Genomic DNA, 24961 nt, shown 5'->3' on the forward strand with positions numbered 1-24961 from the left:
AAGGATACGTCCATGAAAGAACGCGACACGAACGCGGCTCGTCCGGATGGCGAGCCACCTGTGCAATGGCGGCGGCACAGCTCGCACTGGGGAGTCTTCGACGCCGCGCACACCGGCGACCGCTTGAAGGTCCGTCCGTTTGCGGGCGATCCCGATCCGAACCGCCTCATCGAGAATCTGCCAGACGCCATCCGCCATGGCGTGCGCGTTCCGGAACCGATGGTCAGGCTGGGCTGGCTGCGCGACGGCCCCGGGCCGGACACCCGGCGCGGCAGCGACGACTATGTGCCGATGTCGTGGGACGAGATACTGGATCGTCTTGCCCGTGAATTGCGCCGCGTGGTCGATCACCATGGCACCGCCGGCGTGTTTGGCGGCTCATACGGATGGTCCAGCGCGGGGCGCTTCCACCATGCGCAAAGCCAGCTGCATCGTTTTCTCAATGTCGCGTTGGGCGGCTATGTCCGCTCGGTCCATTCATACAGTTCGGGTGCCGCGCAGGTGGTGCTTCCGCACGTGGTTGGCGGCTTCGACGAAGTCACGCTGTGCAATGTCTCCTGGGAACAGATCACCCGGCATACCGACGTCGTGCTGGCATTTGGGGGCATGGCGCTGAAGAACTCGCGCGTGGCCGCCGGCGGCGTCAGCCGGCACATCGAACGCCAGGCCATGGCGCAGGCCGCCGGACGCGGCTGCCGCTTCTATACGATAGGCCCGCAACGGGACGATCTGCCCACGGAGGCGGCCGCGACCTGGCTGCCGGTGGTGCCGGGCACGGATGTCGCGCTGATGTTGGGCATCGCGCACACGCTGGTCGCAGCGGGCCTGCATGACCGGGATTTCGTCGTCGATTTCTGCGACGGCTGGCCGGTATTCGAAGACTATCTGCTCGGCCGCGCCGATGGCCTGGCCAAGAACGCGGCATGGGCAGCCGCCCTGTGCGGCATCGACGCTGCGGCCATCACGGAGCTCGCACTGGGACTGGCGGGCAAACGGGTCCTCGTGACCGTGGCCCACTCCCTGCAGCGCGCAGACCATGGCGAACAGCCGGTCTGGATGGGCCTGGTGCTCGCCGCGCTGCTGGGGCAAGTGGGACTGGAAGGCGGCGGATACAGTTATGCGCTGGGCTCGATCTCCAAGTACGGGCGGCGCAAGAATGCCGTATCGATCGCGGCGCTGCCACAAGGCGCCAACCACGAGAAACGCTTCATCCCCTGCGCGCGCATCGCCGATATGCTGCTTTCGCCAGGCGAGACGTTCCCATACAACGGCAGGACGCTGCGCTACCCGCATATCCGGCTCGCGTACTGGGCCGGCGGCAATCCCTTCCACCATCACCAGGACCTCGGCCGCCTGGCCCAGGCATTCCAGCGGCTCGACACCTTCGTCGTCCACGAAATCGGCTGGACCGCGACCGCCAGGCATGCCGACATCGTCCTGCCTTGCACCATGACACTGGAGCGCGACGATATCGGCGCCTCGCCGACCGACGATCTGATGGTCGCGATGCAGCAGGTCGTCCCGCCTTACGCCGATGCCAGGAACGATTACGATATTTTCAGCGACCTGGCGCAGCGCATGGGTTGCGGCGCCGCAATGACCGAAGGGCGCTCGGCGTCCGATTGGCTGCAATGGATCTACGCGGCAACCCGCGAGCAGCTGGCAGCCAAAGGCCTCGACGCGCCGTCGTTCGACGCGTTCTGGGAGAAGGGCGAGCTCAGGCTGCCCCAGCGCCCGGACGATGGCGGCGCGCAACGGGCATTCCGGCTGGACCCTGCGGCACACCCGTTGCCCACGCCGAGCGGCCGGATACAGATCGCCTCGGCACAGATCGCGGCGTTCGGCTATGACGATTGCCCCGGGCACCCGGCCTGGCTGCCTCCCGCCGACCCCGTCTCGGCGGCCTACCCGCTCTATCTCGTCGCCAACCAGCCTGCCAACAAATTGCACAGCCAGTTCGACTACGGCGGTTACAGCCAGGCATCGAAGCGGGAGGGCCGCGAGGTCTGCACGCTGCATCCGGCGCTCGCGCGCGCCAGGGAGATCGGCGAGGGAGACATCGTGCGCATCTACAGCCCGCGCGGATCGTGCCTCGCGGCGGCGACCCTGTCCACGGATATCCGCGAGGACGTCGTGCGCCTGCCTACCGGCGCCTGGTACGACCCGGAGCAGGACGAGCGCGGGTTGCCCATGTGCGTGCACGGCAATCCCAATGCCGTGACCCGCGACGCGGGCACCTCGTCCCTGGCCCAGGGCTGCTCGGGGCAGCTGACGGCGGTGCAGATCGAAAAGTACCTGGGCCCGCTCAGGGATGTTCGCGCCTATTGCCCGCCGGCCATCGCCACGCGGCCCGGACCGCCGGGCCCGCTTGCGCCGCCAGCCGGCTAGCGCCGCGTCGCCAGCCAGGCTCCCCCGATGATGGCCAGGGCCGCCAATACCGGCCCCCAGCCGGCCGCGGCGGCGCCGGTGGCGATCAGCAGCAGGGTCGAGACCAGCGGCGCGAGGTATGACAGCGCGCCCAGCAGCGGCAGCGAGCCGCGCTTGGTGGCGTAATCCCAGGCGAAGAAGGCCAGCCCGACCGGACCGATGCCCAGCCCCAGGATGGCCCACCACTGCGCTACCGACGGCGCGACGGTCTGCTCGAAGGCCAGATGGCAAAGCCCGCCGGCCAGCGCCACCACGCCGCACACGCCGCCTATCATGTCGCTGGGCACGTCGGCATAGCGGCGATTGAGCGCCGAGTATCCCGACCAGACGAACGCGCAGCCCAGGGCGGCGAGATAGCCATCGGCGCCCGCGTCCGCCCCGGGCGGGCCGCCGGCGCGCTGCCAGACCAGCAGCGCGGTGCCCGCGAAACCCAGGGCGGCGCCGGCCAGCGCGCGCCAGCGCCGCGCGCCGCCGGCCCCGCGCAGCGCGAACAGCACGATCAGCAGGGGCCAGAGATAGGCGATCAGGCTGGCTTCGGCCACCGGCGCGTTGCCCAGCGCGTAGAAGTAGAGCGCGTGGTAGCCGAAGATGCCGCCGACGGCCAGCAGCCAGGCGCCGGCCGGCGCGCGCAGCCGCCCCCAGGCGCGCCGCGCGGTCAGCAGGACGGCGCTGAGCGCGAAAGCCACGCCGAAACTGGCGGCCAGCAACTGGAACGGCGGCAGGCCCTGCGCCGTCGCGGTCATCAGGGCGAGCGACGCCCACAGCAGGATGGCCGCAACGCCGGCGCCATTGGCGGCATGGCGCGCCGGTTGCGCGCCGGGCAGGGCGGAAACGTGCATGGAAGGCGCTCCAATCAGGTTGGTCGCGCCACGCTACCCGCCCGCGCACGCCCTGTCTTGAAGCAATGGCGCGGGTTTAGGCAAAACCCGCGAAGCGTTCAGCCGCGCTGGCCGCGCCGGTACTGCAGCGGCGTCATGCCGCAGCCGGCGCGCACGGCGCGCGCCAGCGCGCTCTGGTCGGCATAGCCGGCCGCCGCGGCCACCTCGGCCAGCGGCAAGGCGGTCTGCGCCAGCAGCGCGCGGGCGCGCGCCAGGCGGCGCTGCATGACATAGCCATGCGGCCCCACGCCCAGTTCGGCGCGGCAGACCGCCTGCAGCGTGCGCTCGCTGACGCCGGCGCGGCGCGCCAGTTCGGCGACCGTGAGCGGGCGGGCCAGTTCGGCCTCGACACAGGCGCGCATCGCCCAGGGCCTGGCCCAGCAGCGCCGCCCAGTCGCGCCAACCGTCGGCCAGCCGATGCGGGGCATGCGCCGCCTGCGCGCCGGCGGCTTCGGCCAGATGCCAGGCCGCCGGCGGCAGCGGGAAGAACACCTGTTCGCCCAGGCGGTGCAAGGTATCGGTATCGAACGGGCTGGCGGCGGCGGGCAGGTCCAGCACCAGGAAAGCGGCGCCGGTATCGGCCTGGAAGGCGTGCGACTCGCCGGCCGGTACCAGCGCCCCCCAGGCGCCGGTCACGCGCCCTTCGCGGCCGGCGGCCGACAGCAGCATGCCGCCGCCGCGCGGCAGGATCAGCTGGTGATGGCAGGGATGGGCGTGGCGGCTGGTTTCGCCGCGATAGGACCGCAATCCGAATCTGGCCGTTTCCATCGCAGCGCTCCAGGGCGTCGGCTAGCGCCGCGCCAGCAATTGCTCGAATCGGGCCAGGTAGCGCCGGCCCATTTCCGTGACGTCGTGTTCGGTGCGCACGTAATCGTAGGCGCGCTGGGTGACGTCGGCGCGAAACGCCGCGTCGTCCAGGCAGCGCGCCATGCCGGCGGCCAGCGCATGATGATCGCCCACGGCGCACAGGACGCCGCGGCCGTCGGCCAGGCTTTCCTTCAGGCCGCCGGCGTCGGTCGATACCACCGGCACCCGTTGCAGGAAGGCATCCAGCACGCTGCTGCCCAGCGCCTCTTCGAGCGAACTCATGACGAATACGTCCATGATGCTGTAGAAGTCTTCGACGCCCTTGCGAAAACCCGCGAACACGTACACGCCGTCCAGGCCCAGGGCTTGCGCCTCGGCGCGCGCCTGCGCCTCGCGGTCGCCGCCCGCGCCGAAATGCAGGAACACGAAGTCCTGCCGCTGGCGCGCCAGCTCGCCGACCGCCCGCACCAGCGTCAGCGGGTCCTTGTCGTGGATCAGCGCCGCCGAGGTGGCCAGCACCTTCTTGCCTTGCAGGGCGAACTCGCGCGCCAGCCGCTCGACGTTGGCCGGATCGATGACGTGCGGCTCGACCGCGCTGCGGATGATGACCGGTTCGATGCCCAGGCGGCGCGGCTCGCCGGCGGCCATCTCGCTGATCGCCACGAACAGGTCGATCCGGCGCCATTTGAAGCCGGTCTTCCACTCCTCGCCCGGTTCGACCACGAACGAAGTGCGGCGCGAGAACGCCACCGGCCGGCGGTGCAGCGCCTTGGTCAGCACGGCCCAGGTCACGGTGTTGGCGGTCTGGGCATGGATGATGTCGTAGCTTGCGCCGGCGCTGGCCAGGAAACCCAGCTGGCCGGGCACGTTGCGCCGGCCGTGCGTGACGAAGCCTTCCTCGGCGGCGCGCGCCTGCAAGGGCCCGCCGGCGCGGCATAGCAGCTCGACATCGTGGCCGGCCTTGCGGAAGGCGCGCATGCAGTACAGCGTCTGGCGCTCGCCGCCGCGCCAGCCTTTCTCGAAGTTGAGCTGCAGTATCCTCATGCGCGGCCTATGCCCTGGTAGTCGAAGCCCTGCGCGCGCATGTCGGCCGGCACATAGAGGTTGCGCCCGTCGATGATCAGCGGCGCCTTGAGCATCTGCTTGACGCGGGTCAGGTCGGGAGCCCGGAACACCTTCCACTCGGTGGTGATCAGCAGGCCGTCGGCGCCGTCGAGCGCCTGGTACATGTCGTCGACCAGTTCGACCGCGGGGTTGTCGTCCAGCACCTTGGCGGCCTGCGGCATGGCCACCGGGTCGTAGGCCCGGATGCGCGCGCCGCGCCGCGTCAGGTCGGCGATGGTGCTCAGGCTGGGCGCTTCGCGCATGTCGTCGGTATTGGGCTTGAAGGCCAGGCCCCACAGCGCGAACGTGCGGCCCTGCAGGTCCGCGCCGTAGCGCGCGACCACCTTGTGCGCCAGCCGCAGCTTCTGCGCCTGGTTGGCCGTCTCGGCGGCCTCGATCACGCGCATGGGCAGGGCGTGCTCGCCGGCGCTGCGCATCAGCGCCTGCACATCCTTGGGGAAGCACGAGCCGCCATAGCCGATGCCCGGGTACAGGAAGTGGTAGCCGATGCGCGGATCGGCCCCGATGCCGCGCCGCACCTGTTCAATGTCGGCGCCCAGCGCCTCGGCCAGGTTGGCCATCTCGTTCATGAACGAGATGCGCGTGGCCAGCATCGCGTTGGCGGCGTACTTGGTCAGCTCGGCCGAGCGCACGTCCATCACCATCACGCGCTCGTGGGTGCGCTGGAACGGCGCATAGATGCGTCGCATGGTGTCGATGGTGTGCTCGTCGTCGGCGCCCACGATGATGCGGTCGGGGCTCATGAAGTCGTTGATCGCCGCGCCTTCCTTGAGAAACTCGGGATTGGAGGCCACGCTGAACGGCACCTCCACCCCGCGCTCGGCCAGCACTTCCTGCATGGCCGCCCGCACCTTGTCGGCGGTTCCCACCGGCACGGTGGACTTGTCCACCACCACCTTGCGGGTCGTCATGTGGCGGGCGATGCTGCGCGCCGCCGCCAATACGTACTGCAGGTCGGCCGAGCCGTCCTCGCCGGGCGGCGTGCCCACGGCGATGAACTGGACGTCGCCGAACGCCACGCTGGCGGCGATGTCGTCGGTGAACTGCAAGCGGCCGCCCGCCACGTTGCGCTTGACCAGGTCTTCCAGGCCCGGCTCGTAGATGGGTATGTGCCCTTCGCGCAGCATCGCCACCTTGGCGGCGTCCGTGTCCAGGCACAGCACCTCGTTGCCCATATCGGCCAGGCACGCGCCCGACACCAACCCGACATAGCCGGTACCAACGACTGTGATTTTCATGCCTGCAACCTCGCAATACGCGGCGTCAGCGGACCATCCGCCGCACTGCGGGCATTATAGAAGTAGTGGAGCGCCGCTCCCGCCCGGGCCGGCGCCCGCCCTGGGCGGCCCCTAGGCCTCGGCGCGGCGGCGCACCACGTTGACCACCACGCCCAGCGAGGCGCATACCGTGCCCAGCGCCAGGGCCAGCGTGGGCCCGTGCTGGGGATAGACGCTGAAGGCGATGGCCACCAGCGCGGTGCCGAAGCTCTGGCCGAACACCCGGGTGGTGGCCTGCACGCCGCCGGCCGCCCCGCTGCGCTGGCGCGGCGCCGACGACAGCATGGCGCGGTTGTTGGGCGTCTGGAACAGGCCGAACCCCAGCCCGGTCAGGAACATGCCGGCCATGATCCACGGGTTGGACACCGTGGTCGGCAGCAGGGTCAGGCAGGCCATGCCCAGCGCCATGATGCCGGCCCCCGCGCCGCTCAGCGTCGAGGCCGCGTAACGGTCGGACAGCCGCCCGGCCACCGGCGCCACCACGGCGGTGCCCACCGGCCAGGCCGCCATCAGCAGGCCGATCTGCAGGTAGGGGCGTTCAAGCACCTGCTGGAAATAGAAGGGCAGCGCCACGTACGAGGCCATCTGCGCGGCGAAGGTACAGGCCGAGGCGGCCACGGCGTACGCCACCGCCTGGATGCGCAACAGGTCCACCGGCACCAGCGGCGCCGTCTGGCCGCTGGCGCGCCGCACCAGCAGCCAGCCGATGGCCACGGCCACGGCGATCATCCCGATGCCGCGCAGCACGTCGTGCCCCAGCAGGTCCACGCCGGAAATGAAAATGCCCAGCGTCAGCATGGCCAGCAGCGCGCTCAGCCAATCCAGCGGCATCTTGTTGCGCGGCACCTCGGGCAGGAAACGCAGGCCGCACATGATGACGATGCCGATGGACAGGTTGACGGCGAAAATCCAGCGCCACGACGCCACCGACAGGATCAGCGAACCCAGCGTCGGCCCCAGCACCGACATGACGGCCACCGTCGTGGCGTTGATGCTGATGCCGCGGCCCAGCATGCGCAGGGGGTAGATGTTGCGCACCAGCCCGCCGAACATGCACATCAGCGTCGCCGCCCCCACGCCCTGGCAGACCCGCGCCAGCGTCAGGTGCCATAGCTGCCCGGCGAAGACACAGGCCAGCGACGACAGGGTGAACAGCAGCAGGCCGAAGGTGAACATGCGCCGGAAGCCCACGCGCTCGGCCAGCGCCGACATGGGCAGCAGCATGACCACCACCGCGACGTTATAGGCGTTGATCACCCACACGGCATCGGAAGGCGCGGCATTCAGGTCGCGCGCGATCGTCGGCAGCGCCACGTTGGCGATGGTGGCATCGAGCACCGCCAGGCTCATGCCGGTCAGGACCGTGGCGGCGGCCCAATACCGGCGCGGCGTGGGCAGCCCGTCGGGCGGCGAGTTGCGGGAGCCGCACCGGGCGGCGGACGCATCCTCGCCGATCACGATTTCTTGACCGGGCGCTTCCAGCCTTCGATGGTGCTCTGGCGCGCCCGCGAAATCGTCAACTGCCCGGCCGGCGCATCCTTGGTGAGCGTCGTGCCGGCCCCCAGGGTCGCGCCCTTGCCCACCCGAACCGGGGCCACCAGCTGGGTATCGGAACCGATGAAGGCATCGTCCTCGATCACCGTGCGATGCTTGTTCACGCCGTCGTAGTTGCAGGTGATCGTGCCCGCGCCGACATTGACGCGCGCACCGATGTCGGCATCGCCGATATAGGCCAGGTGGTTGGCCTTGCTATCGGCCTGCAGCACGCTGTTCTTGATCTCGACGAAGTTGCCCACATGCGAGCGCTCGCCCAGGTCGGCGCCGGGACGCAGCCGCGCATACGGGCCGACCACGGCTTCCTGGCCCACCTTGGCCTGCTGCAGGTGCGAGTATGCCTCGATGCGCGCGCCGGCCTGCACGGCCACGTCGCGCAGCACGCAGTGCGGGCCCACCCGCACGCCGTCGCCCAGCGTAACCGTACCCTCGAACACGCACCCCACGTCGATGAACACGTCGCGGCCACAGCTCAGCGTGCCGCGCACGTCGAAGCGGGCCGGATCGGCCAGGGTGACGCCGGCCTCCAGCTGGCGGCGCGCCAGCTCGCTTTGCCAGGCGCGCTCCAGCTGGGCCTGCTGCACGCGGCTGTTCACGCCCAGGGTCTCCCAGCTGGCGCCAGGCTGCGCGGCGCCCACCGGCACGCCGTCGCCCACCGCCAGGCCGATCACGTCGGTCAGGTAGTACTCGCCCTGGGCGTTGTCATTGGTGATGCGGCCCAGCCAGTCCTTCAGGCGCGCCGTGGGCGCGGCCAGGATGCCGGTGTTGACTTCCTTGATGGCGCGCTCGGCCTCGCTGGCGTCCTTGTGCTCGACGATGCGGCACACCTGGCCCTGCGCATCGCGCACGATGCGGCCGTAGCCGGTCGAATCGGCCAGCACCTCGGTCAGCACGGCGACGCCGCGGCCGCGCGCCTGCAGCAGGTTCTGCAAGGTGGCCGGCTGCACCAGCGGCACGTCGCCATAGAGCACCAGGGTGACGTCGTCCTCGCCATCGCCTTCCAGCAATTGCGGCACCGCCTGCTGCACGGCATGGCCGGTGCCATGCTGCGGCTGCTGCAGCGCGAACTGCAGGCCGGGCAGGCCCTCGAAGGCCGCCTTGACGCGATCGGCGCCGTGTCCGACCACCACGATGATGCGCGCCGGCTGCAACTGCCGCGCGCTGCCGATGACGTGATCGAGCATGGGCCGGCCGGCCAGGGTATGCAGCACCTTGGGAAGATCGGACTGCATGCGCTTGCCCAGTCCGGCGGCGAGTATCACTACATTAAGCATAGAAATCTGAGATATCCAAAGTCAGTAAACGCGAAGGTTCGATAAGCTCGACGATTCCAGGGCGTGCCGGCGCGCTACGGCTTGTCCGCCGCGCCCTTGGCGGGCGCCCGCTTGCGCGGCGCCCGCGGCTTGGCGGCGCTCTTGCGCGCCGCCTTGGGCTTGCCGGCGGCGGCGGGCGGGGCATCCGCCGCGCCCGGCGGCGGCGTTTCGCCCGCCGGGGCCTGCATCGACGCGGCCGTGGCCGCGGCCAGGTTGTTGAATTGCTGCTGCATCAGGTCCCACCAGGCCTGCGACGCCGACTGGGCCGCCGCGTTGATGGAGGGAGGAACGGCGCCAGCTTCCGCAGCCGGCGCGGCGGCCTGACCACCCGCTTGGCCGGTCGGCGCGCCGCCGCCCTGCGGCGCCGGCTTCAGGCCCAGCGCCACTTCCAGCGGCGAAGCGCCGCCCGCGGCCTCGTCGGCGCCGACCGACGACACGCTGTCGACGAACGAGCGCAAGGTGGCAATGGTGGCACGCTGCACCTCCAGCCCCTGGATCGAGCTCGACAGCATCGACAGGTTCAGGCGCAGCCAGTTCTCGACGCTGCGCAGTTCGTTGATCCGGCGGTCGAGGTCTTCCAGGTTCATGGGCACCGCCATGGGCAAGGCCTGGGTCAGGCCGCCCGGGCCCGCCAGCCCGGCCCACGCCTGGCGCATCATTTCCATGCTCGCCAACAGGGGATTGCCGGACAGATCCGAATTCTGGCCCATCCCGGGCAGCACGAACGGATTGGTGTGCGAGTCGCTCATTCGGTCTCCTGCGATGGCTGGGGCGCGCCGGCCCGTTATCGACATGCGGCGGGCCGGTATGCGACCCGCATTATCGCTGCCCGATATTACGCTCGATTCCAGCCCCTGCCAAAACGCCGGATGACCTACGCCGCTGGCCGCAAGTCTGCCACGGAACGGCCGCTCGCCATGCTGCGAATTCTTTGCACCTGTATCCGGGCGCGCCGGCCGCGCGCTCAACCCGGCAGCAGCTGGTCGTTCTCGACCCGCACCCGGTCGCCCGAGGCGAACGCGAAGGGCTGGGCGCTGCGGAACTGGCGCCGGCTGCCATCGCTCATGCGCACGGTCAGCTCATAATGCGTCACCGTCTGTTGCTCACGGATATTGCGCTCGACTTCACGGCCAGCCAGCGCGCCGCCCACCGCGCCCAGCACGGTCAGGGCGTCGCGCCCGTGGCCGCCGCCGAACTGGTTGCCCACCACGCCGCCGACCACGCCGCCGGCGACCGTGCCGATCAGATGGTTGCTGTCATCGCGCACCGGCACCTGCACGGTGCGGATGCCCTCGACCACGCCGCAGGTGGCACAGGCCGGCGCGCCCGCCTGGGCGGGCTGCTGGGCAGGTTGCGCCGATTGGGCCGGCTTCTGGGCCTGCTTGGGCGCCTGCTGCGGCGCGGAAGCCACATTGGCGGCCTCCGGCCCGGCCAGCGCGGCCTCTTGCGCCGAGGCGGCCGCCTGCGGCGACGACCCGGCCGACAGGTTGGGCAAGACCCCCGTCATGGCCGCCACGGCGACGGCGCTGAGAATGATGACGGAAACGGCCGCGGCGCCCAGCAACGGGTGCAGCCTGCGCCTGGGCGCGGATTCTGAGGGACGATTCATGTCGGTTCTCCGGCAACAACTACGGCCCGTTGTATAGCACCGCCGCCGCGTTTCCGCGTATTGCGATGGTGACCCTTTGCAAAGAATACGCCATTCGCCGCGCTGGCAATTCTGGGACAATGCCACGATGGATACGCCGATCACCCTGCCCGAGCTGGAACAAGCCATCAACTACTGGCGCCACCGCGCGCCCTCGCAGGGCGACGAGTCCCGCCTTTGCGCCCAGGCCGCCGCGCTAGCCACCCCCTATGCGCTGATGATCATCGGCCATCGCCGCGACATCACCCCCGCCGAGCTGAGCCAAGCCGCCCGCGCCGCCTACCAGGCGTGGCTGGACAGCCGGAAATAAGGCGCGCGGCCGGGCGCTTTGGGCGTCCACGGGTATCGGCCCCCCCATGCGGGGACAGATACCGTCTTGGCAGTCAACCGTTCATGACGTAGCGCGGTGTGCCTGTCCCAGTGGGGACAGGCACACCCTGCCACAGATGTCAGTCCTCATGCGGGGATGGACACCCCGCGTCTACAGCAAGGCCTTGATGTCGTGCGCCAGCGCTTCGGCGCCGGCGGTATTGGTGGCCAGTACGCGCGATTCGCCCTTGCCGTCGAACAGGTAGAAGGCGGCGGTATGGTCCATGGTGTAGTTGGCCCCGTCCTGGGTCGGGACCTTGGCGTAATAGGCCTTGAACGACGCGGCGGCCTGCTTGATCTGCTCGGGCGTGCCGGTCAGGCCCAGGAAGCGCGGATCGAACGTCGTCACGTACTGCTTGAGTATTTCGGGCGTGTCGCGCTCGGGGTCCACGGTGACCAGCAGCACCTGCACGCGGTCGGCGTCCGGCCCGAGCTGCTTCATGACCTGCGACAGCTCGGCCAGCGAGGTCGGGCAGACGTCGGGACACTGGGTGAAACCGAAGAACACCACCACCGCCTTGCCGGCGAAGTCCTGCAGGGTGCGCGGCTTGCCGTTGTGGTCGACCAGCGCCAGCTTCTTGCCCAGTTGCGTGCCGGTGATATCGCTGCCCTTGAAGGCCGGCGCGCTTTCGCCGCAGGCGGCCAGCAGCGCGGCCACGCCCATCGCGGCTACGGCTTGCAGCGCACGGCGGCGTGCGGAAGTAAAGGCGAACATCGAAACAACCCTCCTACAGTCAGCGCAGCAGGCCGACCCAGTGATCGATCAGCAGCGCGCCGAACAGCAGCGCCAGGTACAGGATCGAGAAGCGGAACAGGCGGCGCGCCAGCGCATCGCTGTATTCGCGATACAGGCGCCAGGCATACCAGACGAACATGCCGCCCAGGGCCAGCGCGCTGGCCAGGTACAGCGCGCCGCTCATGCGGATGGCGTACGGCAGCAAGGTGGTGGCGAGCAGGGCGAAGCTGTAGAGCAGGATATGCAGCCGCGTGAATTGCTGGCCGTGCGTCACCGGCAGCATGGGCAGGCCGGCCTTGATGTAGTCGTTGTTGCGGTACAGCGCCAGCGCCCAGAAATGCGGCGGGGTCCAGATGAAGATGATGAGCACCAGGACCCAGGCCTCGGCCGGCACGGAATCGGCCACCGCGGCCCAGCCCAGGGCCGGCGGCATGGCGCCCGACAGGCCGCCGATCACGATGTTCTGCGGCGTGCGCGGCTTGAGGATGACGGTGTAGATGATGGCGTAGCCGACGAAGGTGGCGAAGGTCAGCCACATGGTCAGCGGGTTGACCAGGTGGTACAGCACCAGCATGCCCGCGCCGCCCAGCAGGCCCGACAGGCTCAGCACCTGGATGTCGGAGATGGTGCCGCGCGCCGTCGCGCGCCGCGCGGTGCGCAGCATGCGGGCGTCGACCTCCTGCTCGATCAGGCAGTTGATGGCGAATGCCGCGGCGGCCAGCAGCCAGATGCCCAGGGTGCCAAACACCACGTGGCTCAGATCCGGCATGCCAGGCGCGGCCAGGAACATACCGATCACCGCGCAGAATACCGCCAGCTGCGTGACACGCGGCTTGGTCAGGACGAGGTATTGGCGCAGCAATCCGGTTTGGGGGGCAGCAAGACTGGACATGGTCGCTATTCTAAACGCGATCGAATTGGGGCCGGACCACCCCGGCGGCTTGCGGCGCGTCGGCCAGGCGCACCAGGATGACCACGGCGGCCAGGGTCAGCCCGGCCGCCCCGCCATTGTGCAACACCGCGATCAGCAGCGGCCACTGGAAGAAGATGGTGGTCAGCCCGGTGAACAGCTGGGCCGCCAGCAGCGCCAGCATCAGCGTGGCCGGCCCGCGCAGGCCCGGCTCGCCGCGCAGGCGCCAGGCCAGCACGCCGACGTAGGCGAACACCACGAAAGCGAAATTGCGATGCGTCCAGTGGATGGCGGTCAGCGCGTGCTGGGAAATCATTTCCCCCGAGGGCAGCTCGCCCAACGCGCGAATCAGCGAAAAACCGCCATGGAAATCCATCTCCGGCAGCAACTGGCCATGGCAAGTCGGGAAGTCCATGCAGGCCAGCGCCGCGTAATTGGTGCTGACCCAGCCGCCCAGGGTGATCTGCGCCAGCAGCAGCAGAAACCCGACCGTCATCCACGGCCGCCAGCGCCGTGCCTGCGGCGACAGGGGCGCGTGCGGCCGTTCGCGCGCCGACAGCCAGGTCATCAGCGACAGCACCAGCAGGCCGAACACCAGGTGCGCGGTCACCACCACCGGCATCAGCTTGTGGGTCACCGTCCAGGCGCCGAACGCGCCCTGCACGCACACCGCGATCAGCGCGCCGACGGCCAGGGCCGGCGAGCGGCCCAGCTCGCGCCGGTAGCGCCAGGCCATCCAGACGATGGCGATGATCAGCATGCCCAGGAAGGCGCCGACGTAGCGGTGGATCATCTCGATCCAGGCCTTGGACAGAGTGACCGGCCCGAACGGCATGCTGCTGGCGGCCTGATGGATGTCGGACATGGCGCCCAATGGAGTCACGCTGCCGTAACAGCCCGGCCAGTCGGGGCAACCCAGCCCGGAATCGGTCAGGCGCACGAAGGCGCCGAACATGATGAGGTCCAGCGTCAGGAACCAGGTGAAGAAGACGAGTTTGCGATAGCGCTGCTTGGTGCGGTCCATGGTCAGCCGATGCGCGAGTTGTACAGAAGCCTGCTGATGTCTTTGCGCACCTTGACGCCATCGACGTCGGGAGGGAACTGCAACATCAGGTTGCCCAGCGGGTCGATGACCCACATGGGCCCGAGCAGGGCCGCCGGCGCGGCGGCGTCCTGCCCCAGCAGATAGCGACCCAGCTGTTCGGGACGGGCGCGCAGCATCAGGGTGCCGCGATAGGCGTCCAGCACTTTCTGCGGCACCTCCCCGTCGTCGGTGATGAACCAGACGCGCTGCACGCGGTCGACGTTCTTGCCCTGGCTGGCGTGGCTGTTGCGGGTGATGAACAGCTTGCGGGCGCAAGATTCGGGGCAGGCGGCCTGGTCGGCCACGCCCAGCAGCCACTTGCCCTTGAGCCCGGCGGGGTCGAACGGCTTGCCGTCCAGGGTGGTCAGCTGCAGCTGCTGCGCCGTCGGCATGGGCCGCTGCGGCTGCACCAGCGTGCCGTAGTTGCTGCTGTCCTCGGGCCACCACTGGGGATTGTTGTACACGATGACGGCCGCCAGCACGGGGGCCAGCGCGCACAGGAACACCAGCACCAGGGGCAGCATCGAGCGCTTGGGCGCGGAAGGAGCAAAAGAGCGGGCCACGTATGTTTTCCTGTATCGGGAGGGATCAAGCCTGGCGCCGGCGCCGCCAGGCGCGCGCGGCCACGACCAGCCAGGCGATGGCGGCGATGCCGGCAAACGCGAACCATTGCATGGCATAGCCGATGTTCTGGTTGTAATCGACCGAGGGCTGCGGCCAGTCGCGCGCCAGGCCGTCGTTGTGCTCGCCGGTCTGCATCAGCACCGTCGGCAGCAGCGTCAGGCCGCTGGCGCGCGCGTAGTCGTCGAGCTGCAGGTTCTGCACCACCGGCGGCAGCGCCCCGGATGCCGGCAAGGTGTCGGGCAGCTTGCCGGCGCGCGCGTCGCCGAACGACCACAATTCGAACAACCTGGGCACGCGCGGCATCAGTTCGCCGGTGACCGCCTGCGGGCCGGCCGGCGGCGCCGGCACCGAAAGCGTCTGGCCGGCGCCCAGCGCGCGCGGCAGCCAGCCGCGCAACACCAGCACGGCCGCCCCGCCGGCGTGCAGCCGCAGCGGCGTGGCCAGCCAGTAACCGGGCCGCCCGCCATGGTTGCGATTCTCCAGCAGTACACTGAACTGCGGCAGCCATTGGCCCTCGGCGCTGGCGGCGCGCCATGCGGTCAGCTGCGGCGCCGGCGTATCGGGCGCCAGGGGCAGCGGCGCCAGCGCGCGCCCGCCCTCGATGGCGGCCAGCACGGCGCGGCGCTCGTCGGCGCGATGCAGCTGCCAGCGTCCCAACGATGCGAGAATGGCGGCCGCGATACCCAACAGCAACAAGGCTGCCAAGGTCAATTTCCACGAGTGCGGTCGAGCCATGTCTGCAATAATTTCCGTTTTGCGCCGGAGGCCTGCATGCGCGTCATAGTCATAGTGGCCTTCATCGGTATTCTCGCCAGCCTGGCATCCGCCCTGGTCTACCTGATGAAGGACAAAGGCAGTACCAACCGCACGGTCAATGCGCTGACGGTGCGCATCGGGCTGTCGGTTGCCCTGTTCCTGTTCGTGCTGCTGGCCCATCACCTGGGCTGGATAGAAAGCACGGGATTGAGATAGCGCACGGCGGCGCGAGTTCCCGCGGCCGCGCCCTGCATGATAGCCCTGCCGGCGAACGAATGCCCCCTTGCGGGGGCATTCGTCGTCAAGGCTCGCTGCGGCGGCGGGTCTAGAACCAGTACACGAACAGGTACAGGCCCAGCCACACCACGTCGACGAAGTGCCAGTACCAGGCCGCGCCCTCGAAGCCGAAATGGTTGTCGGCGGTGAAGTGGCCGCGGATCAGGCGGATCAGGATCACGGTCAGCATGGTGGCGCCCACGATCACGTGAAAGCCGTGAAAGCCCGTCAGCATGTAGAACAGCGACCCATACGCGCCCGAATTGAACTTCAGGTTCAGGTCGGCATAGGCATGGATGTACTCGGCGGCCTGACAGGCCACGAAGATGAAGCCCAGCGTCACCGTCGCGAACAGCCAGAAGATGGCCTTGCCGCGCAGGTTCTCGCGCAGCGCGTGGTGCGCGATGGTCAGCGTCACGCCCGAGGACAGCAGCAGGGCGGTGTTGATGGTGGGCAGCCAGAACGGGCCGACCGTCTGGAAGTGCTCGACCACGCCGGCCGGGCCGAAGTTGGGCCAGGTGGCGTTGAAGTCGGGCCACAGCAGCAGCTTGTGGTCCAGGTCACCCAGCCAGGGCGTGGTGATGGTGCGCACATACCAGAGCGCGCCGAAGAAACCGGCGAAGAACATCACTTCCGAGAAGATGAACCAGCTCATCCCCCAGCGGTACGACGCGTCGATACGCTTGCTGTACAAGCCGCTCTCGGACTCCTGGATGGCGTCGCCGAACCAGAAGTACAGGGTGAGGAACAGGCCGATCACGCCGGCCAGCACCACCCACTTGCCCCACACGGCGCCATTGACCCAACCGGCCGCGCCCAGGCCCATGGCCAACAGTGCCAAGGCGGTCCGCACGGGGTGCCCGGAATCTGCAGGCACGTAGTAGTACGGGGCCTCTTTGCCTTGAACCGAGTGGCTCGCACTCATGGTCTTCTCCCTGGGCTCGCACTCATGGTCTTCTCCCTGGTACAGATTGTTGAATTATTGCTTCATGCCAGGCCGGCGACGGCCCAGCGCACGATCGCCACCAGGGCGATCACGAAAATTGCAGCAGCCAGCAGGCCGGCCACGATGACATGCACCGGATTCAGCCTGGCGATGTCGTCCTGGTAGCCCGCACCCTTGCGCACCCCGAAAAAGCCCCACAGCACGGCTTTCATGGTCTGGAAAAAGCTCAGCTTGCGCTGGCTGAGCTTGTGCAGGTCGTCGGTCATGTCATGCCCTCCGTCAGCCCGTCACGCCGGCAAACAGCACGGCGCCGCGGATAAAAGTCCAGACGAACACCGCCGCGACCAGCGCCAACAGGATGAGGGCGACGTTGCGATTGCGGCGGCGTTGTTCAGGAGTCATGTTACTGCCTTGCTACGTAGGGGGTGCGATGACCTTACTTTACTTCGGGCGGGGTTTCAAAGGTATGGAACGGCGCCGGCGACGGCACGGTCCACTCCAGGCCTTCGGCGCCTTCCCAGGGCTTGGCCGAGGCCACTTCGCCCTTGCCGCGGTAGCAGCGCAGCACGGCCCACAGGAAGATCAGCTGCGACAGGCCGAACCAGAACGCGCCGATCGTGGCCAGCTGGTGGAAGGTGGTGAACTGCGCGGCGTAGTCGGCGTAGCGGCGCGGCATGCCGGCCAGGCCCAGGAAGTGCATCGGGAAGAAGGTGATGTTGAACGAAATCATCGACGACCAGAAATGCAGCTTGCCCAGCTTCTCGCTGTACATGCGGCCGGTCCACTTGGGCAGCCAGTAGTACGTGCCGGCGAACAGCGCGAACAGCGAGCCCGCCACCAGCACGTAGTGGAAGTGCGCCACCACGTAGTAGGTGTCGTGCACCTGGATGTCGATCGGCGCGACCGACAGGATCAGGCCGGTGAAGCCGCCGATGGTGAACACGAAGATGAAGCCCACCGAGAACAGCATCGGCGTCTCGAAGGTCATCGAGCCGCGCCACATGGTGGCCACCCAGTTGAACACCTTCACCCCGGTCGGGATCGAGATCAGCATGGTGGCGTACATGAAGTACAGCTGCCCGGTCACCGGCATGCCCGTGGTGAACATGTGGTGCGCCCAGACGATGAACGCCAGAATGGCGATGGCGGCGGTGGCGTACACCATCGACGCATAGCCGAACAGCTGCTTGCGGGCAAAGGCCGGCACGATGGCCGACACGATGCCGAACGCCGGCAGGATCATGATGTAGACCTCGGGGTGCCCGAAGAACCAGAACACGTGCTGGTACAGCACCGGGTCGCCGCCGGCGGCCGCGTTGAAGAAGCCGGTGCCGAAGTGGCGGTCGGTCAGCACCATAGTGATGGCAGCGGCCAGCACCGGCAGCACCGCGATCAGCAGGAACGCGGTGATCAGCCAGGTCCAGCAGAACAGCGGCATCTTCATCAGCGTCATGCCGGGCGCGCGCATGTTCAGCACCGTGACGATGATGTTGATCGCGCCCATGATGGACGAGGCGCCCATGATGTGCAGCGCGAAGATGGCCAGGTCCATGCCGGGGCCCATCTGGGCCGACAGCGGCGCATACAGCGTCCAGCCGGCGGCGGTGGCGCCGCCGGGCACGAAGAACGACACCGTCAGCATGATGCCGGCGACCGGCAGCAGCCAGAAGCTGAAGTTGTTCATGCGGGCGAACGCCATGTCGGAGGCGCCGATCTGCAGCGGGATCATCCAGTTGGCGAAGCCCACGAACGCCGGCATGACGGCGCCGAACACCATGATCAGGCCGTGCATGGTGGTGAACTGGTTGAACAGTTCGGGGCGGAAGAACTGCAGACCGGGCTCGAACAGCTCGGTGCGCAGCAACAGGGCCAGCACGCCGCCTTCCATCAGCATGAAGAACGAGAAGATGAGATACATCGTCCCGATATCTTTGTGGTTGGTAGCGAAAAGCCAGCGGCGCCAGCCGCTCGGCATGGCGTGGTGGTGGTCATCGTGACCGTGGCCGTGGCCCGGCGACACGTGGTCTACAGTGACGCTGCTCATGATGGACTCCTTCCTGCTGATTGCCGGCCTCGGTCCAGGAGGCCGGCAAGGATCTCGATCGAACGTAACGGTGGAAACTGCCAACTACAGGAACAGCAGCGGGGCGCGCTTCAGCGCGCCGCCACCACGTCCTTGGGTTGGACCACCGGGTCCTGGCCCTTGCCTGCATTGCTCCAGGCATTGCGCGTGTAGGTGATGACCGCCGCGACTTCGACATCGTTGAGCTGGCCGCCGAACGCCGCCATGGCGGTGCCGGGCTTGCCCTTGAGCACGGTATTGATCTGCGCGGCCTTGGGGCCCAGCACGACGGGATCGCCGTCAAGCGGAGGGAACGAGCCCGGAATGCCCTTGCCGTTGGCCTGGTGACAGGCCACGCAATTGGCGGCAAACACCTTCTCGCCGCGCGCAACCAGTTCGGCCTGCGTCCATTCCTTGTTGGGATCGTCCGCCGAAGCCGCCATCTTCTTTTTCTGATCGGCGACCCACTTGTCGTACTCGGGCTGCGCCAGCACTTCCACCACGATGGGCATGAAGGCGTGGTCCTTGCCGCACAGTTCGGCGCACTGGCCACGATAGATGCCGGGCTTCTCGGCGCGGAACCAGGCATCGCGCAGGAAGCCGGGGATCGCGCCCTGCTTGACGCCGAAGTCCGGAACCATCCAGGAGTGGATGACGTCGCCGGCGGTCAGCACCACGCGCACCTTCTTGTCGACCGGAACCACCATGTGGTTGTCGACTTCCATCAGGTAGAACTGGCCCTTGGGCTCGCGGTTCTCGATCTGCGCGCGCGGCGTGGACAGGGTGGAGAGGAACTTGATGCCGGCGGCTTCGCCGTCAAGGTACTCGTAGCCCCACTTCCATTGGTAGCCCGTGACCTTGACGGTCACGTCGGCGCTGGAAGTGTCCTTCATGGCGACCACGGTCTTGGTGGCCGGCAGCGCCATGGCGATGACGATGAGGAAAGGAATGACCGTCCACGCGACTTCCACGCCCAGGTGCTCGTGGAAAGTGGCGGCCTTGTGCCCGCGCGACTTCCGGTGCGCCCAGATCGAATAGAACATCACGCCGAACACGCCGATGAAGATCACGATACAGATCGCGAGCATCATCCAATGCAGCCACACGACGTCTCGCGAGATCTGCGTGATGCCTTCGTGCAGGTTTAGCTGATTGACCCTTGGGCCCCCGGGCATGTCTTGCACTTGCGCCGCGGCCGCGCTGCCAATCAGCAGCGCACAAGCGCCCAGTATCCCTCTCCACTTCTTCATGCTTACCTCGAAACACGGCACGATGCCCGTTCCTTGATACGCCGTACAGGCCGTCCTAAAGGCGGGCAAACGCGCGATTTATTAGACGGTAGGGCAAGGCAGGGTAGAAGCAGCCCCGTCGATCCCACTCGAATTCACAAAGAAACCGCGGAATTATAGCGGACGCGCAAACGAATGTAATTTTGCTCACTTGAATTCGTTCCGCAGCGCCCCCATCTGTGCGCCCGCCATCGGGTCCCCGGCGCGCGGCTGAACTAAAATCCATCGCATGCCAGACACTCACTATGCAAGCCAGCAGCGGCTCACGAGGCTGTATGCCGAGCTCGGCCAACGCGCCCAAGCCCTGCCGCCCGACCAGGCCCGGCCGCTCTACATTGCCGGCCATTGTTGCGGCTGGGTCACGCATGCCGCGTGCGACGCCCTGCGCGCCAGCGGCCTGGCCGACCTGCAGCCCGACGCCGACGGCCTGCGCATCGGCGCCGATCTCGCGCCTGGCCCGACGCTGGACGCCTTGCTGGCCCAGGTTGCGCAATCTTTACGCGATGCCCGTTGCCTGCGTGGGTGGCGCGACGAATTGCTGGACGTCTGCGCCGGCGATCTGCGCCTGGGCGCCATCGAGCGCGCCGCGGTGCGGCCGCTGGGGCTCAATACCCGCGCCGTGCACCTGAACGCCTGGACGCCGCAAGGCGAACTGTGGATCGCCCGCCGCGCGATGACGAAGTCCACCGATCCGGGCATGTGGGACACCCTGGTGGGCGGCCTGGCCGGCAGCGGCGAAAACCTGGAAACCGCGCTGGTGCGCGAATGCGGCGAAGAAGCCGGCCTGGATCCGCACCAGCTGGAACAACGCACCCCGCTGCGCACCATCCTGCGCATGCACCGGCGACTGCCCGAGGGCTACCAGGTCGAAGACCTGCTGACCAGCACGTGCGTATTGCCGGCCGACGCACGGCCGGCCAACCGCGACGGCGAAGTCATGGAAATCGCCACCACCAGCGTCGACCACGCCGTACGCCGCATCGAAGCCGGCGAATTCACCCTGGAAGCCGCGCTGGTCATCGTCGAGGACATCATGCAACGCAGAGCCGAAGGCACAACCTGACCCCCGGGTGCCTGTCCCCGCAGGGGGACTGGCACCCGCCGACTTCCCGGTGCCTGTCCCCGCGGGGGGACTGGCACCCGCCGACTTCCCGGTGTGCCTGTCCCCGCAGGGGGACTGGTACCCGCCGACTTCCCGGTGCCTGTCCCCGCGGGGACAGGCACACTGCCGTACGCCATGCCACTCGGCCGCCTACGCCGGCGCCGAATCCTCCGAGGCCGTGCTGGCGGCGGCCGCCGCCGCGGCTTGCGAGTATTGCTTCCACACCTCGATGGCGCGCATGCGCTGCTTGGCAACGGTCTGGATGCGCTCGCGCAGGTGCTCGTCGCGTGCCAGCAGGGCATGGAAATCGCGCGCCGACAGCATCAGCAGCTTGCTGTAGCCCAGCGACGTGACATCGGGCACCAGTTGCTCCTCGCCCAGCAGGGCGAGCTCGCCGAAGAACTCCCCGCTGCCCAGTTCGATGGTGGTGTGGTCGGGCAGATGCACCACCACGGCCCCGGACGCCACGATGCACATCTCCTGGCCATGGCGGCCCTCGGTCAATATATGCTGGTCGGGCAGGGCCAGGCGCGGCTTGAGCAGGCGGCAGATCGCGCGCAGCGAATCCTGGCTCAGGCCCTCGAACAGCGGCACGCGCTTGACCAGTTCGGCCGAGCCCAGCTCGATGTCCAGTGGCGGATGCTTGTCGATGTGCTGCCAGCGGGCTTTCAACTGCGCCATCAAGTCGGCATAGACTTCGCCGCTGATGAGGAACTGTTCCAGCATGTCGCGATAGCGCCGGCGCTCCAGCTCGCGCGCCACCCGGCCCAGGTGGCTTTCCTGCAGCCAGAGCGAATACGACGGGTACTGCAGCGTCAGCGCCTGCAGCGCGTTCTCGATCAGGTCCAGGCGGCGCTGGTGCGCGGCGATGATGCGGTCTGCGGCCTCTTCGCCCAGCAGGGGGGCCACCTGTTCGCGCGCGAACTTCATCAGGTCCCGCGCCACCGACCGCTTGGTCAGCAGGCTGGCGAAACGCTTGCCCAGCTCGCGCGCCAGCCAACCCTGGAAGCCGAACATGTAGTGCGTCCGCAAGGCCATGCGGAACAGCCGCGAATAGCGCACGTCGGCAACGATGCCCGCCTCGAAGCCGGCCAGCCCGCCGGCGCGCACCGCGTCTTCCAGGCGCTCGGCGCGCGCCAGCAGGCCTTCGGCCAGGCGCCAGTCGACGATCTGCGCCTTCAGGATATCGAAGAACATTTCCTCTTCGCGCCGGGCCACGATGGACAGGCCGACCGCCACCCGCTGGTCCAGCGTCATCTGGCCGACCTGCCCGTCGTGCACGCTGGTCAGGCTGGCATCGAACACCGCCCGGATGCGGTCGCGCGCCTCGGGATTGACATGGTCGACCTTGGCGATCTCCTCGGTGCGGCCCTGCAGGTCCTCCAGCGCGGCCGCCAATACCTGGTTGCGGATGGTGCGCTCCACCGGGGACAACTGGTTCAGGCCCAGCATGCGGATCAGCGGACGCAGGCTCACGCCGTTGATCATCAGGGTCATCAGCACGAAACCGGTGGTCGCCACGGCCACGAACTGGCGCGCCTGCTCGGGCACCGAACTCTGCTCGGTCACCGCCAGGGCCAGCGCCAGCGACACGGCGCCGCGCAGGCCGCCCCACCACATGACGCTCTTGTACGGGTTGCTGACCTCGGCGCCGATGCGCGCCACCCGCAGCAGCGGCAGCAGGCCGAACACCACGATGGCGCGCGCGGCCAGGGTGGCGGCGAACACCACCAGCACCAGCAGCAGCTCCTGCCAGTCCGCCTCGGCCATCAGCTTGGGAATCAGCATGGCCGCGAACAGGAAGATCAGCGAATTGGCCCAGAAGCCGAACTGCCCCCAGGCGCTGGACAGGAACTCGAACGTGGTGGGCGACATGCGCGTGCGCCCGGTCGAACCCACCACCAGTCCCGCGATCACGGTGGCCACCACCCCGGACACGCCCAGGTAATGCTCGGAAATGAAGAACGACAGATAAGCCAGCGTCAGCGTCAGGGTGATTTCGGCGGTCGGAAAGCCGCGCAGCCAGGCAAACAGCGCGCATGCCAGGCGCCCCATCAGGAAACCGGCCAACCCGCCGCCCACGAAATGGAAAATGAAATCGTTGAAGACCGCGCCCACCGACAGCTCGCCGCTGCCGCCCAGCGCCGCCAGCAGCACCGAATACAAGGCGATCGAGGCCGCGTCGTTGAACAGGCTCTCGCCCTCGACCAGCGTGGTCAGCCGCTTGGGCGCGCCCACTTCGCGGAAGATGCCCACCACCGCGGCCGGGTCGGTCGTGGCCACGATGGCGCCCAGCAGAAGGCAGACGATCAGGCCATACGACGAAACGGCGTCGACCGCGAAACCCACCACCAGGGTGCACACCACGACCGCCACGATGGCCATCATCAGGATTGGACCGATATCGTCGATCAGCCGGCGCACGTTCATCGACAACGCGGTCTCGAACAGCAGCACCGGCAGGAACACCATCAGGAAGGTTTCGGATGAAATCTCGAAATGCTCGATGGTGTCGAGCAGGTCGCCCAGCACGGGCGGGGCCCAGCCGTGCAAATGCACGCCGATGCCCAGCAGGCAGCCGACCAGCGCCAGCAGCACCGAATAGGGCAGCTTGAGGCGGCCGGCAAGCGGCGGCATGAAACAGACCAGCGTCAGCAGCCCAGCCAGTCCAAACACGAGAAAACCGATATCCATGGGCGCGACTTCTTGTCCTGGCTGCCTTATAAAGAGCAACAAGAATAGCGTTTTTTTCCGGAAAACCGACGCTGGCCGGCGGCCGGGCGCACACTTGGTTACGCGGCCGGCATGGCGCGCCCGGCCTGTGCCGGGAAATTTCGGTATGGTGAAAACCCCGTTTGCCCTGGAGCCATCTTGTCCGATTCCGCCGCCCCCGTTCGCGCCGACGCGCCCGCCGTGCTGGTGCAATTGACCGACATGCACCTGTTCGACGAACCGCATACGGCGATGCTGGGCGTGGATACCGAAGCCAGCCTGCAGGCCGTGCTGCGGCAAGTCGGCGAGGATGGCTTGAACCCCGACGCGCTGCTGCTCACCGGCGACCTGTCGCAGGACGGTTCGCCGGCCTCGTACCAGCGCCTGCACGCCCTGCTGGCGCAGACCGGCTTGCCGGTGCGCTGCCTGCCCGGCAACCATGACGCACCTGCCACGCTGCGGGCGGAACTGGGCGCGTGGAGCGACCCGGTGCTCGACCTGGGCGCCTGGCGCATCGTGCTGCTGGATTCGACGGTGCCCGGCTCCAACGGCGGGCATCTCGCAGACGATCAGCTCGACTTGCTCAGCCGCGCCGCCCGCCTCGCCGGCGACCGCCCGCTGCTGGTGGCCGTGCACCACAACCCGGTGCAAGGCGACCCCGACTGGCACGACACCATGATGCTGGACAACGCGCAATTGCTCTTCCAGCGCCTGCAGCGCCTGCCGCAGGCGCGCGTGCTGCTGTGGGGGCACGTGCACCAGGAATTCGACTGCCGCCGCCACAACCTGCGCATGCTGGCCACGCCGTCGACCTGTTTCCAGTTCGTCGTGCGCGACGGCAAGCATTGCGTGGACGACGCCGCGCCGGGCTATCGCTGGCTGAAGTTGTATGCGGATGGATCGCTGGCGACCGGCGTGCGGCGCCTGGACGGCGACCGGTGGCGCGCCTTGCTGCGCCAGAACGCCGGTTGAACCGGGCCGCCGCGGGCGGCTTGCGCAACGAGCAGGCAAAAAAAAGGTTCATCGCGCAATAGCGTGGAGGGGTTTGGCAAGTTTTCGTATTCTT

The 24961-nt window shown here is 68.2% G+C and carries 24 protein-coding genes; 5 read left to right on the plus strand and 19 right to left on the minus strand.

The annotated features are described in order from the left end of the window. Nucleotides 1-12 precede the first annotated feature (12 nt). Nucleotides 13-2388, plus strand: a complete 2376-nt coding sequence (locus tag LK409_RS19340) for a molybdopterin-dependent oxidoreductase (RefSeq protein ID WP_010927213.1) — start codon at nt 13-15, stop codon at nt 2386-2388. Here the strand turns inward: LK409_RS19340 and LK409_RS19345 are convergent. From LK409_RS19345 to LK409_RS19380, 8 genes are all read right to left on the minus strand, one after another. After that, nucleotides 2385-3266, minus strand: a complete 882-nt coding sequence (locus tag LK409_RS19345; protein ID WP_010929452.1) for a DMT family transporter — start codon at nt 3264-3266, stop codon at nt 2385-2387. The two genes, LK409_RS19340 and LK409_RS19345, sit on opposite strands and share 4 nt — an antisense overlap. Before the next feature lie 98 nt (nt 3267-3364). Next, the gene (locus tag LK409_RS19350) at nt 3365-3667 is read right to left on the minus strand and encodes a helix-turn-helix domain-containing protein (RefSeq protein ID WP_226376449.1); all 303 of its coding nucleotides are present in this window, start codon (nt 3665-3667) and stop codon (nt 3365-3367) included. A 427-nt stretch (nt 3668-4094) separates the two neighbouring features. Beyond that, on the minus strand, nt 4095-5156 hold the full coding sequence (locus LK409_RS19355) for a glycosyltransferase family 4 protein (protein ID WP_010929453.1): 1062 nt from the start codon (nt 5154-5156) through the stop codon (nt 4095-4097). Next, nucleotides 5153-6475, minus strand: a complete 1323-nt coding sequence (locus LK409_RS19360) for a UDP-glucose dehydrogenase family protein (protein WP_010929454.1) — start codon at nt 6473-6475, stop codon at nt 5153-5155. Before LK409_RS19360 ends, LK409_RS19355 begins: the two co-directional genes overlap by 4 nt. Before the next feature lie 111 nt (nt 6476-6586). Continuing rightward, nucleotides 6587-7972, minus strand: a complete 1386-nt coding sequence (locus tag LK409_RS19365) for an MFS transporter (RefSeq protein ID WP_010929455.1) — start codon at nt 7970-7972, stop codon at nt 6587-6589. Then, nucleotides 7969-9342: a bifunctional UDP-N-acetylglucosamine diphosphorylase/glucosamine-1-phosphate N-acetyltransferase GlmU gene (gene glmU / locus LK409_RS19370; protein ID WP_003815721.1), complete on the minus strand. Its 1374-nt coding sequence runs from the start codon at nt 9340-9342 to the stop codon at nt 7969-7971. Before glmU ends, LK409_RS19365 begins: the two co-directional genes overlap by 4 nt. 74 nt (nt 9343-9416) lie before the next feature. Continuing rightward, nucleotides 9417-10130 carry a PhaM family polyhydroxyalkanoate granule multifunctional regulatory protein gene (locus LK409_RS19375; RefSeq protein ID WP_003815722.1) on the minus strand — a complete coding sequence of 238 codons (714 nt, stop codon included), beginning with the start codon at nt 10128-10130 and terminating at the stop codon, nt 9417-9419. A 215-nt stretch (nt 10131-10345) separates the two neighbouring features. Continuing rightward, nucleotides 10346-10990 (minus strand): glycine zipper 2TM domain-containing protein, encoded by a 645-nt coding sequence (locus tag LK409_RS19380; RefSeq protein ID WP_003815724.1) that lies wholly within the window; start codon nt 10988-10990, stop codon nt 10346-10348. A gap of 127 nt (nt 10991-11117) precedes the next feature. Between LK409_RS19380 and LK409_RS19385 the strand changes: the two genes are divergently transcribed. Beyond that, complete coding sequence (locus LK409_RS19385) at nt 11118-11339, plus strand: DUF3717 domain-containing protein (protein ID WP_003815725.1); 222 nt, start codon at nt 11118-11120, stop codon at nt 11337-11339. Nucleotides 11340-11510: 171 nt separating this feature from the next. Here LK409_RS19385 and LK409_RS19390 read toward each other — a convergent pair whose 3' ends face one another. From LK409_RS19390 to LK409_RS19410, 5 genes are read right to left on the minus strand one after another with little or no spacing between them, the layout of a single operon-like run. Further along, nucleotides 11511-12113, minus strand: coding sequence for an SCO family protein (locus tag LK409_RS19390; RefSeq protein WP_003815727.1), 603 nt, complete (start codon nt 12111-12113; stop codon nt 11511-11513). A 19-nt stretch (nt 12114-12132) separates the two neighbouring features. Then, on the minus strand, nt 12133-13026 hold the full coding sequence (gene cyoE / locus LK409_RS19395) for a heme o synthase (protein WP_003815729.1): 894 nt from the start codon (nt 13024-13026) through the stop codon (nt 12133-12135). A gap of 10 nt (nt 13027-13036) precedes the next feature. Further along, nucleotides 13037-14068 (minus strand): COX15/CtaA family protein, encoded by a 1032-nt coding sequence (locus LK409_RS19400; RefSeq protein ID WP_010929456.1) that lies wholly within the window; start codon nt 14066-14068, stop codon nt 13037-13039. Nucleotides 14069-14070: 2 nt separating this feature from the next. Beyond that, entirely contained in the window at nt 14071-14691 is a 621-nt protein-coding gene (locus tag LK409_RS19405; protein ID WP_010929457.1) for an SCO family protein, read from the minus strand. A 25-nt stretch (nt 14692-14716) separates the two neighbouring features. After that, nucleotides 14717-15463 (minus strand): SURF1 family protein, encoded by a 747-nt coding sequence (locus tag LK409_RS19410; protein WP_041937319.1) that lies wholly within the window; start codon nt 15461-15463, stop codon nt 14717-14719. Nucleotides 15464-15523: 60 nt separating this feature from the next. Between LK409_RS19410 and LK409_RS19415 the strand changes: the two genes are divergently transcribed. Next, the gene (locus LK409_RS19415; protein WP_003815736.1) at nt 15524-15724 is read left to right on the plus strand and encodes a twin transmembrane helix small protein; all 201 of its coding nucleotides are present in this window, start codon (nt 15524-15526) and stop codon (nt 15722-15724) included. A 109-nt stretch (nt 15725-15833) separates the two neighbouring features. Here the strand turns inward: LK409_RS19415 and LK409_RS19420 are convergent, their stop codons facing one another. The 5 genes from LK409_RS19420 to coxB form a co-directional block, all read right to left on the minus strand. Continuing rightward, nucleotides 15834-16709, minus strand: coding sequence for a cytochrome c oxidase subunit 3 (locus LK409_RS19420; RefSeq protein WP_003815738.1), 876 nt, complete (start codon nt 16707-16709; stop codon nt 15834-15836). 62 nt (nt 16710-16771) lie between these two features. Then, the gene (locus LK409_RS19425) at nt 16772-16996 is read right to left on the minus strand and encodes a DUF2970 domain-containing protein (RefSeq protein WP_003815740.1); all 225 of its coding nucleotides are present in this window, start codon (nt 16994-16996) and stop codon (nt 16772-16774) included. Between the two features lie 13 nt (nt 16997-17009). After that, a complete protein-coding gene (locus LK409_RS19430) occupies nt 17010-17132 on the minus strand; it encodes a cytochrome oxidase small assembly protein (protein WP_003815743.1) in 123 nt (40 codons plus the stop codon). Between the two features lie 34 nt (nt 17133-17166). Beyond that, nucleotides 17167-18774, minus strand: coding sequence for a cytochrome c oxidase subunit I (ctaD, locus tag LK409_RS19435; RefSeq protein ID WP_003815745.1), 1608 nt, complete (start codon nt 18772-18774; stop codon nt 17167-17169). Nucleotides 18775-18884: 110 nt separating this feature from the next. After that, nucleotides 18885-20042 carry a cytochrome c oxidase subunit II gene (gene coxB / locus LK409_RS19440; RefSeq protein WP_041937320.1) on the minus strand — a complete coding sequence of 386 codons (1158 nt, stop codon included), beginning with the start codon at nt 20040-20042 and terminating at the stop codon, nt 18885-18887. A 268-nt stretch (nt 20043-20310) separates the two neighbouring features. Between coxB and LK409_RS19445 the strand changes: the two genes are divergently transcribed. Beyond that, nucleotides 20311-21144, plus strand: coding sequence for an NUDIX hydrolase (locus LK409_RS19445; protein WP_003818093.1), 834 nt, complete (start codon nt 20311-20313; stop codon nt 21142-21144). Between the two features lie 189 nt (nt 21145-21333). Here the strand turns inward: LK409_RS19445 and LK409_RS19450 are convergent, their stop codons facing one another. Next, nucleotides 21334-23877, minus strand: a complete 2544-nt coding sequence (locus LK409_RS19450) for a cation:proton antiporter (protein ID WP_010927217.1) — start codon at nt 23875-23877, stop codon at nt 21334-21336. A gap of 177 nt (nt 23878-24054) precedes the next feature. Here LK409_RS19450 and LK409_RS19455 point away from each other — a divergent pair, with 177 nt between their 5' ends. After that, complete coding sequence (locus LK409_RS19455) at nt 24055-24867, plus strand: phosphodiesterase (protein ID WP_003815754.1); 813 nt, start codon at nt 24055-24057, stop codon at nt 24865-24867. Nucleotides 24868-24961: the final 94 nt, after the last annotated feature.

This window comes from Bordetella parapertussis, from assembly GCF_020735925.1.
Lineage (GTDB): Bacteria > Pseudomonadota > Gammaproteobacteria > Burkholderiales > Burkholderiaceae_B > Bordetella > Bordetella pertussis.

Bases quoted from the DNA above. Each gene is read 5' to 3' on its own strand.
- LK409_RS19340 (WP_010927213.1), top strand. From the start codon at position 13: ATGAAAGAACGCGACACGAACGCGGCTCGTCCGGATGGCGAGCCACCT.
- LK409_RS19345 (WP_010929452.1), bottom strand. From the start codon at position 3,266: ATGCACGTTTCCGCCCTGCCCGGCGCGCAACCGGCGCGCCATGCCGCC.
- LK409_RS19350 (WP_226376449.1), bottom strand. From the start codon at position 3,667: ATGCGCGCCTGTGTCGAGGCCGAACTGGCCCGCCCGCTCACGGTCGCC.
- LK409_RS19355 (WP_010929453.1), bottom strand. From the start codon at position 5,156: ATGAGGATACTGCAGCTCAACTTCGAGAAAGGCTGGCGCGGCGGCGAG.
- LK409_RS19360 (WP_010929454.1), bottom strand. From the start codon at position 6,475: ATGAAAATCACAGTCGTTGGTACCGGCTATGTCGGGTTGGTGTCGGGC.
- glmU (WP_003815721.1), bottom strand. From the start codon at position 9,342: ATGCTTAATGTAGTGATACTCGCCGCCGGACTGGGCAAGCGCATGCAG.
- LK409_RS19375 (WP_003815722.1), bottom strand. From the start codon at position 10,130: ATGAGCGACTCGCACACCAATCCGTTCGTGCTGCCCGGGATGGGCCAG.
- LK409_RS19380 (WP_003815724.1), bottom strand. From the start codon at position 10,990: ATGAATCGTCCCTCAGAATCCGCGCCCAGGCGCAGGCTGCACCCGTTG.
- LK409_RS19385 (WP_003815725.1), top strand. From the start codon at position 11,118: ATGGATACGCCGATCACCCTGCCCGAGCTGGAACAAGCCATCAACTAC.
- LK409_RS19390 (WP_003815727.1), bottom strand. From the start codon at position 12,113: ATGTTCGCCTTTACTTCCGCACGCCGCCGTGCGCTGCAAGCCGTAGCC.
- cyoE (WP_003815729.1), bottom strand. From the start codon at position 13,026: ATGTCCAGTCTTGCTGCCCCCCAAACCGGATTGCTGCGCCAATACCTC.
- LK409_RS19400 (WP_010929456.1), bottom strand. From the start codon at position 14,068: ATGGACCGCACCAAGCAGCGCTATCGCAAACTCGTCTTCTTCACCTGG.
- LK409_RS19415 (WP_003815736.1), top strand. From the start codon at position 15,524: ATGCGCGTCATAGTCATAGTGGCCTTCATCGGTATTCTCGCCAGCCTG.
- LK409_RS19420 (WP_003815738.1), bottom strand. From the start codon at position 16,709: ATGAGTGCGAGCCACTCGGTTCAAGGCAAAGAGGCCCCGTACTACTAC.
- LK409_RS19425 (WP_003815740.1), bottom strand. From the start codon at position 16,996: ATGACCGACGACCTGCACAAGCTCAGCCAGCGCAAGCTGAGCTTTTTC.
- LK409_RS19430 (WP_003815743.1), bottom strand. From the start codon at position 17,132: ATGACTCCTGAACAACGCCGCCGCAATCGCAACGTCGCCCTCATCCTG.
- ctaD (WP_003815745.1), bottom strand. From the start codon at position 18,774: ATGAGCAGCGTCACTGTAGACCACGTGTCGCCGGGCCACGGCCACGGT.
- coxB (WP_041937320.1), bottom strand. From the start codon at position 20,042: ATGAAGAAGTGGAGAGGGATACTGGGCGCTTGTGCGCTGCTGATTGGC.
- LK409_RS19445 (WP_003818093.1), top strand. From the start codon at position 20,311: ATGCCAGACACTCACTATGCAAGCCAGCAGCGGCTCACGAGGCTGTAT.
- LK409_RS19450 (WP_010927217.1), bottom strand. From the start codon at position 23,877: ATGGATATCGGTTTTCTCGTGTTTGGACTGGCTGGGCTGCTGACGCTG.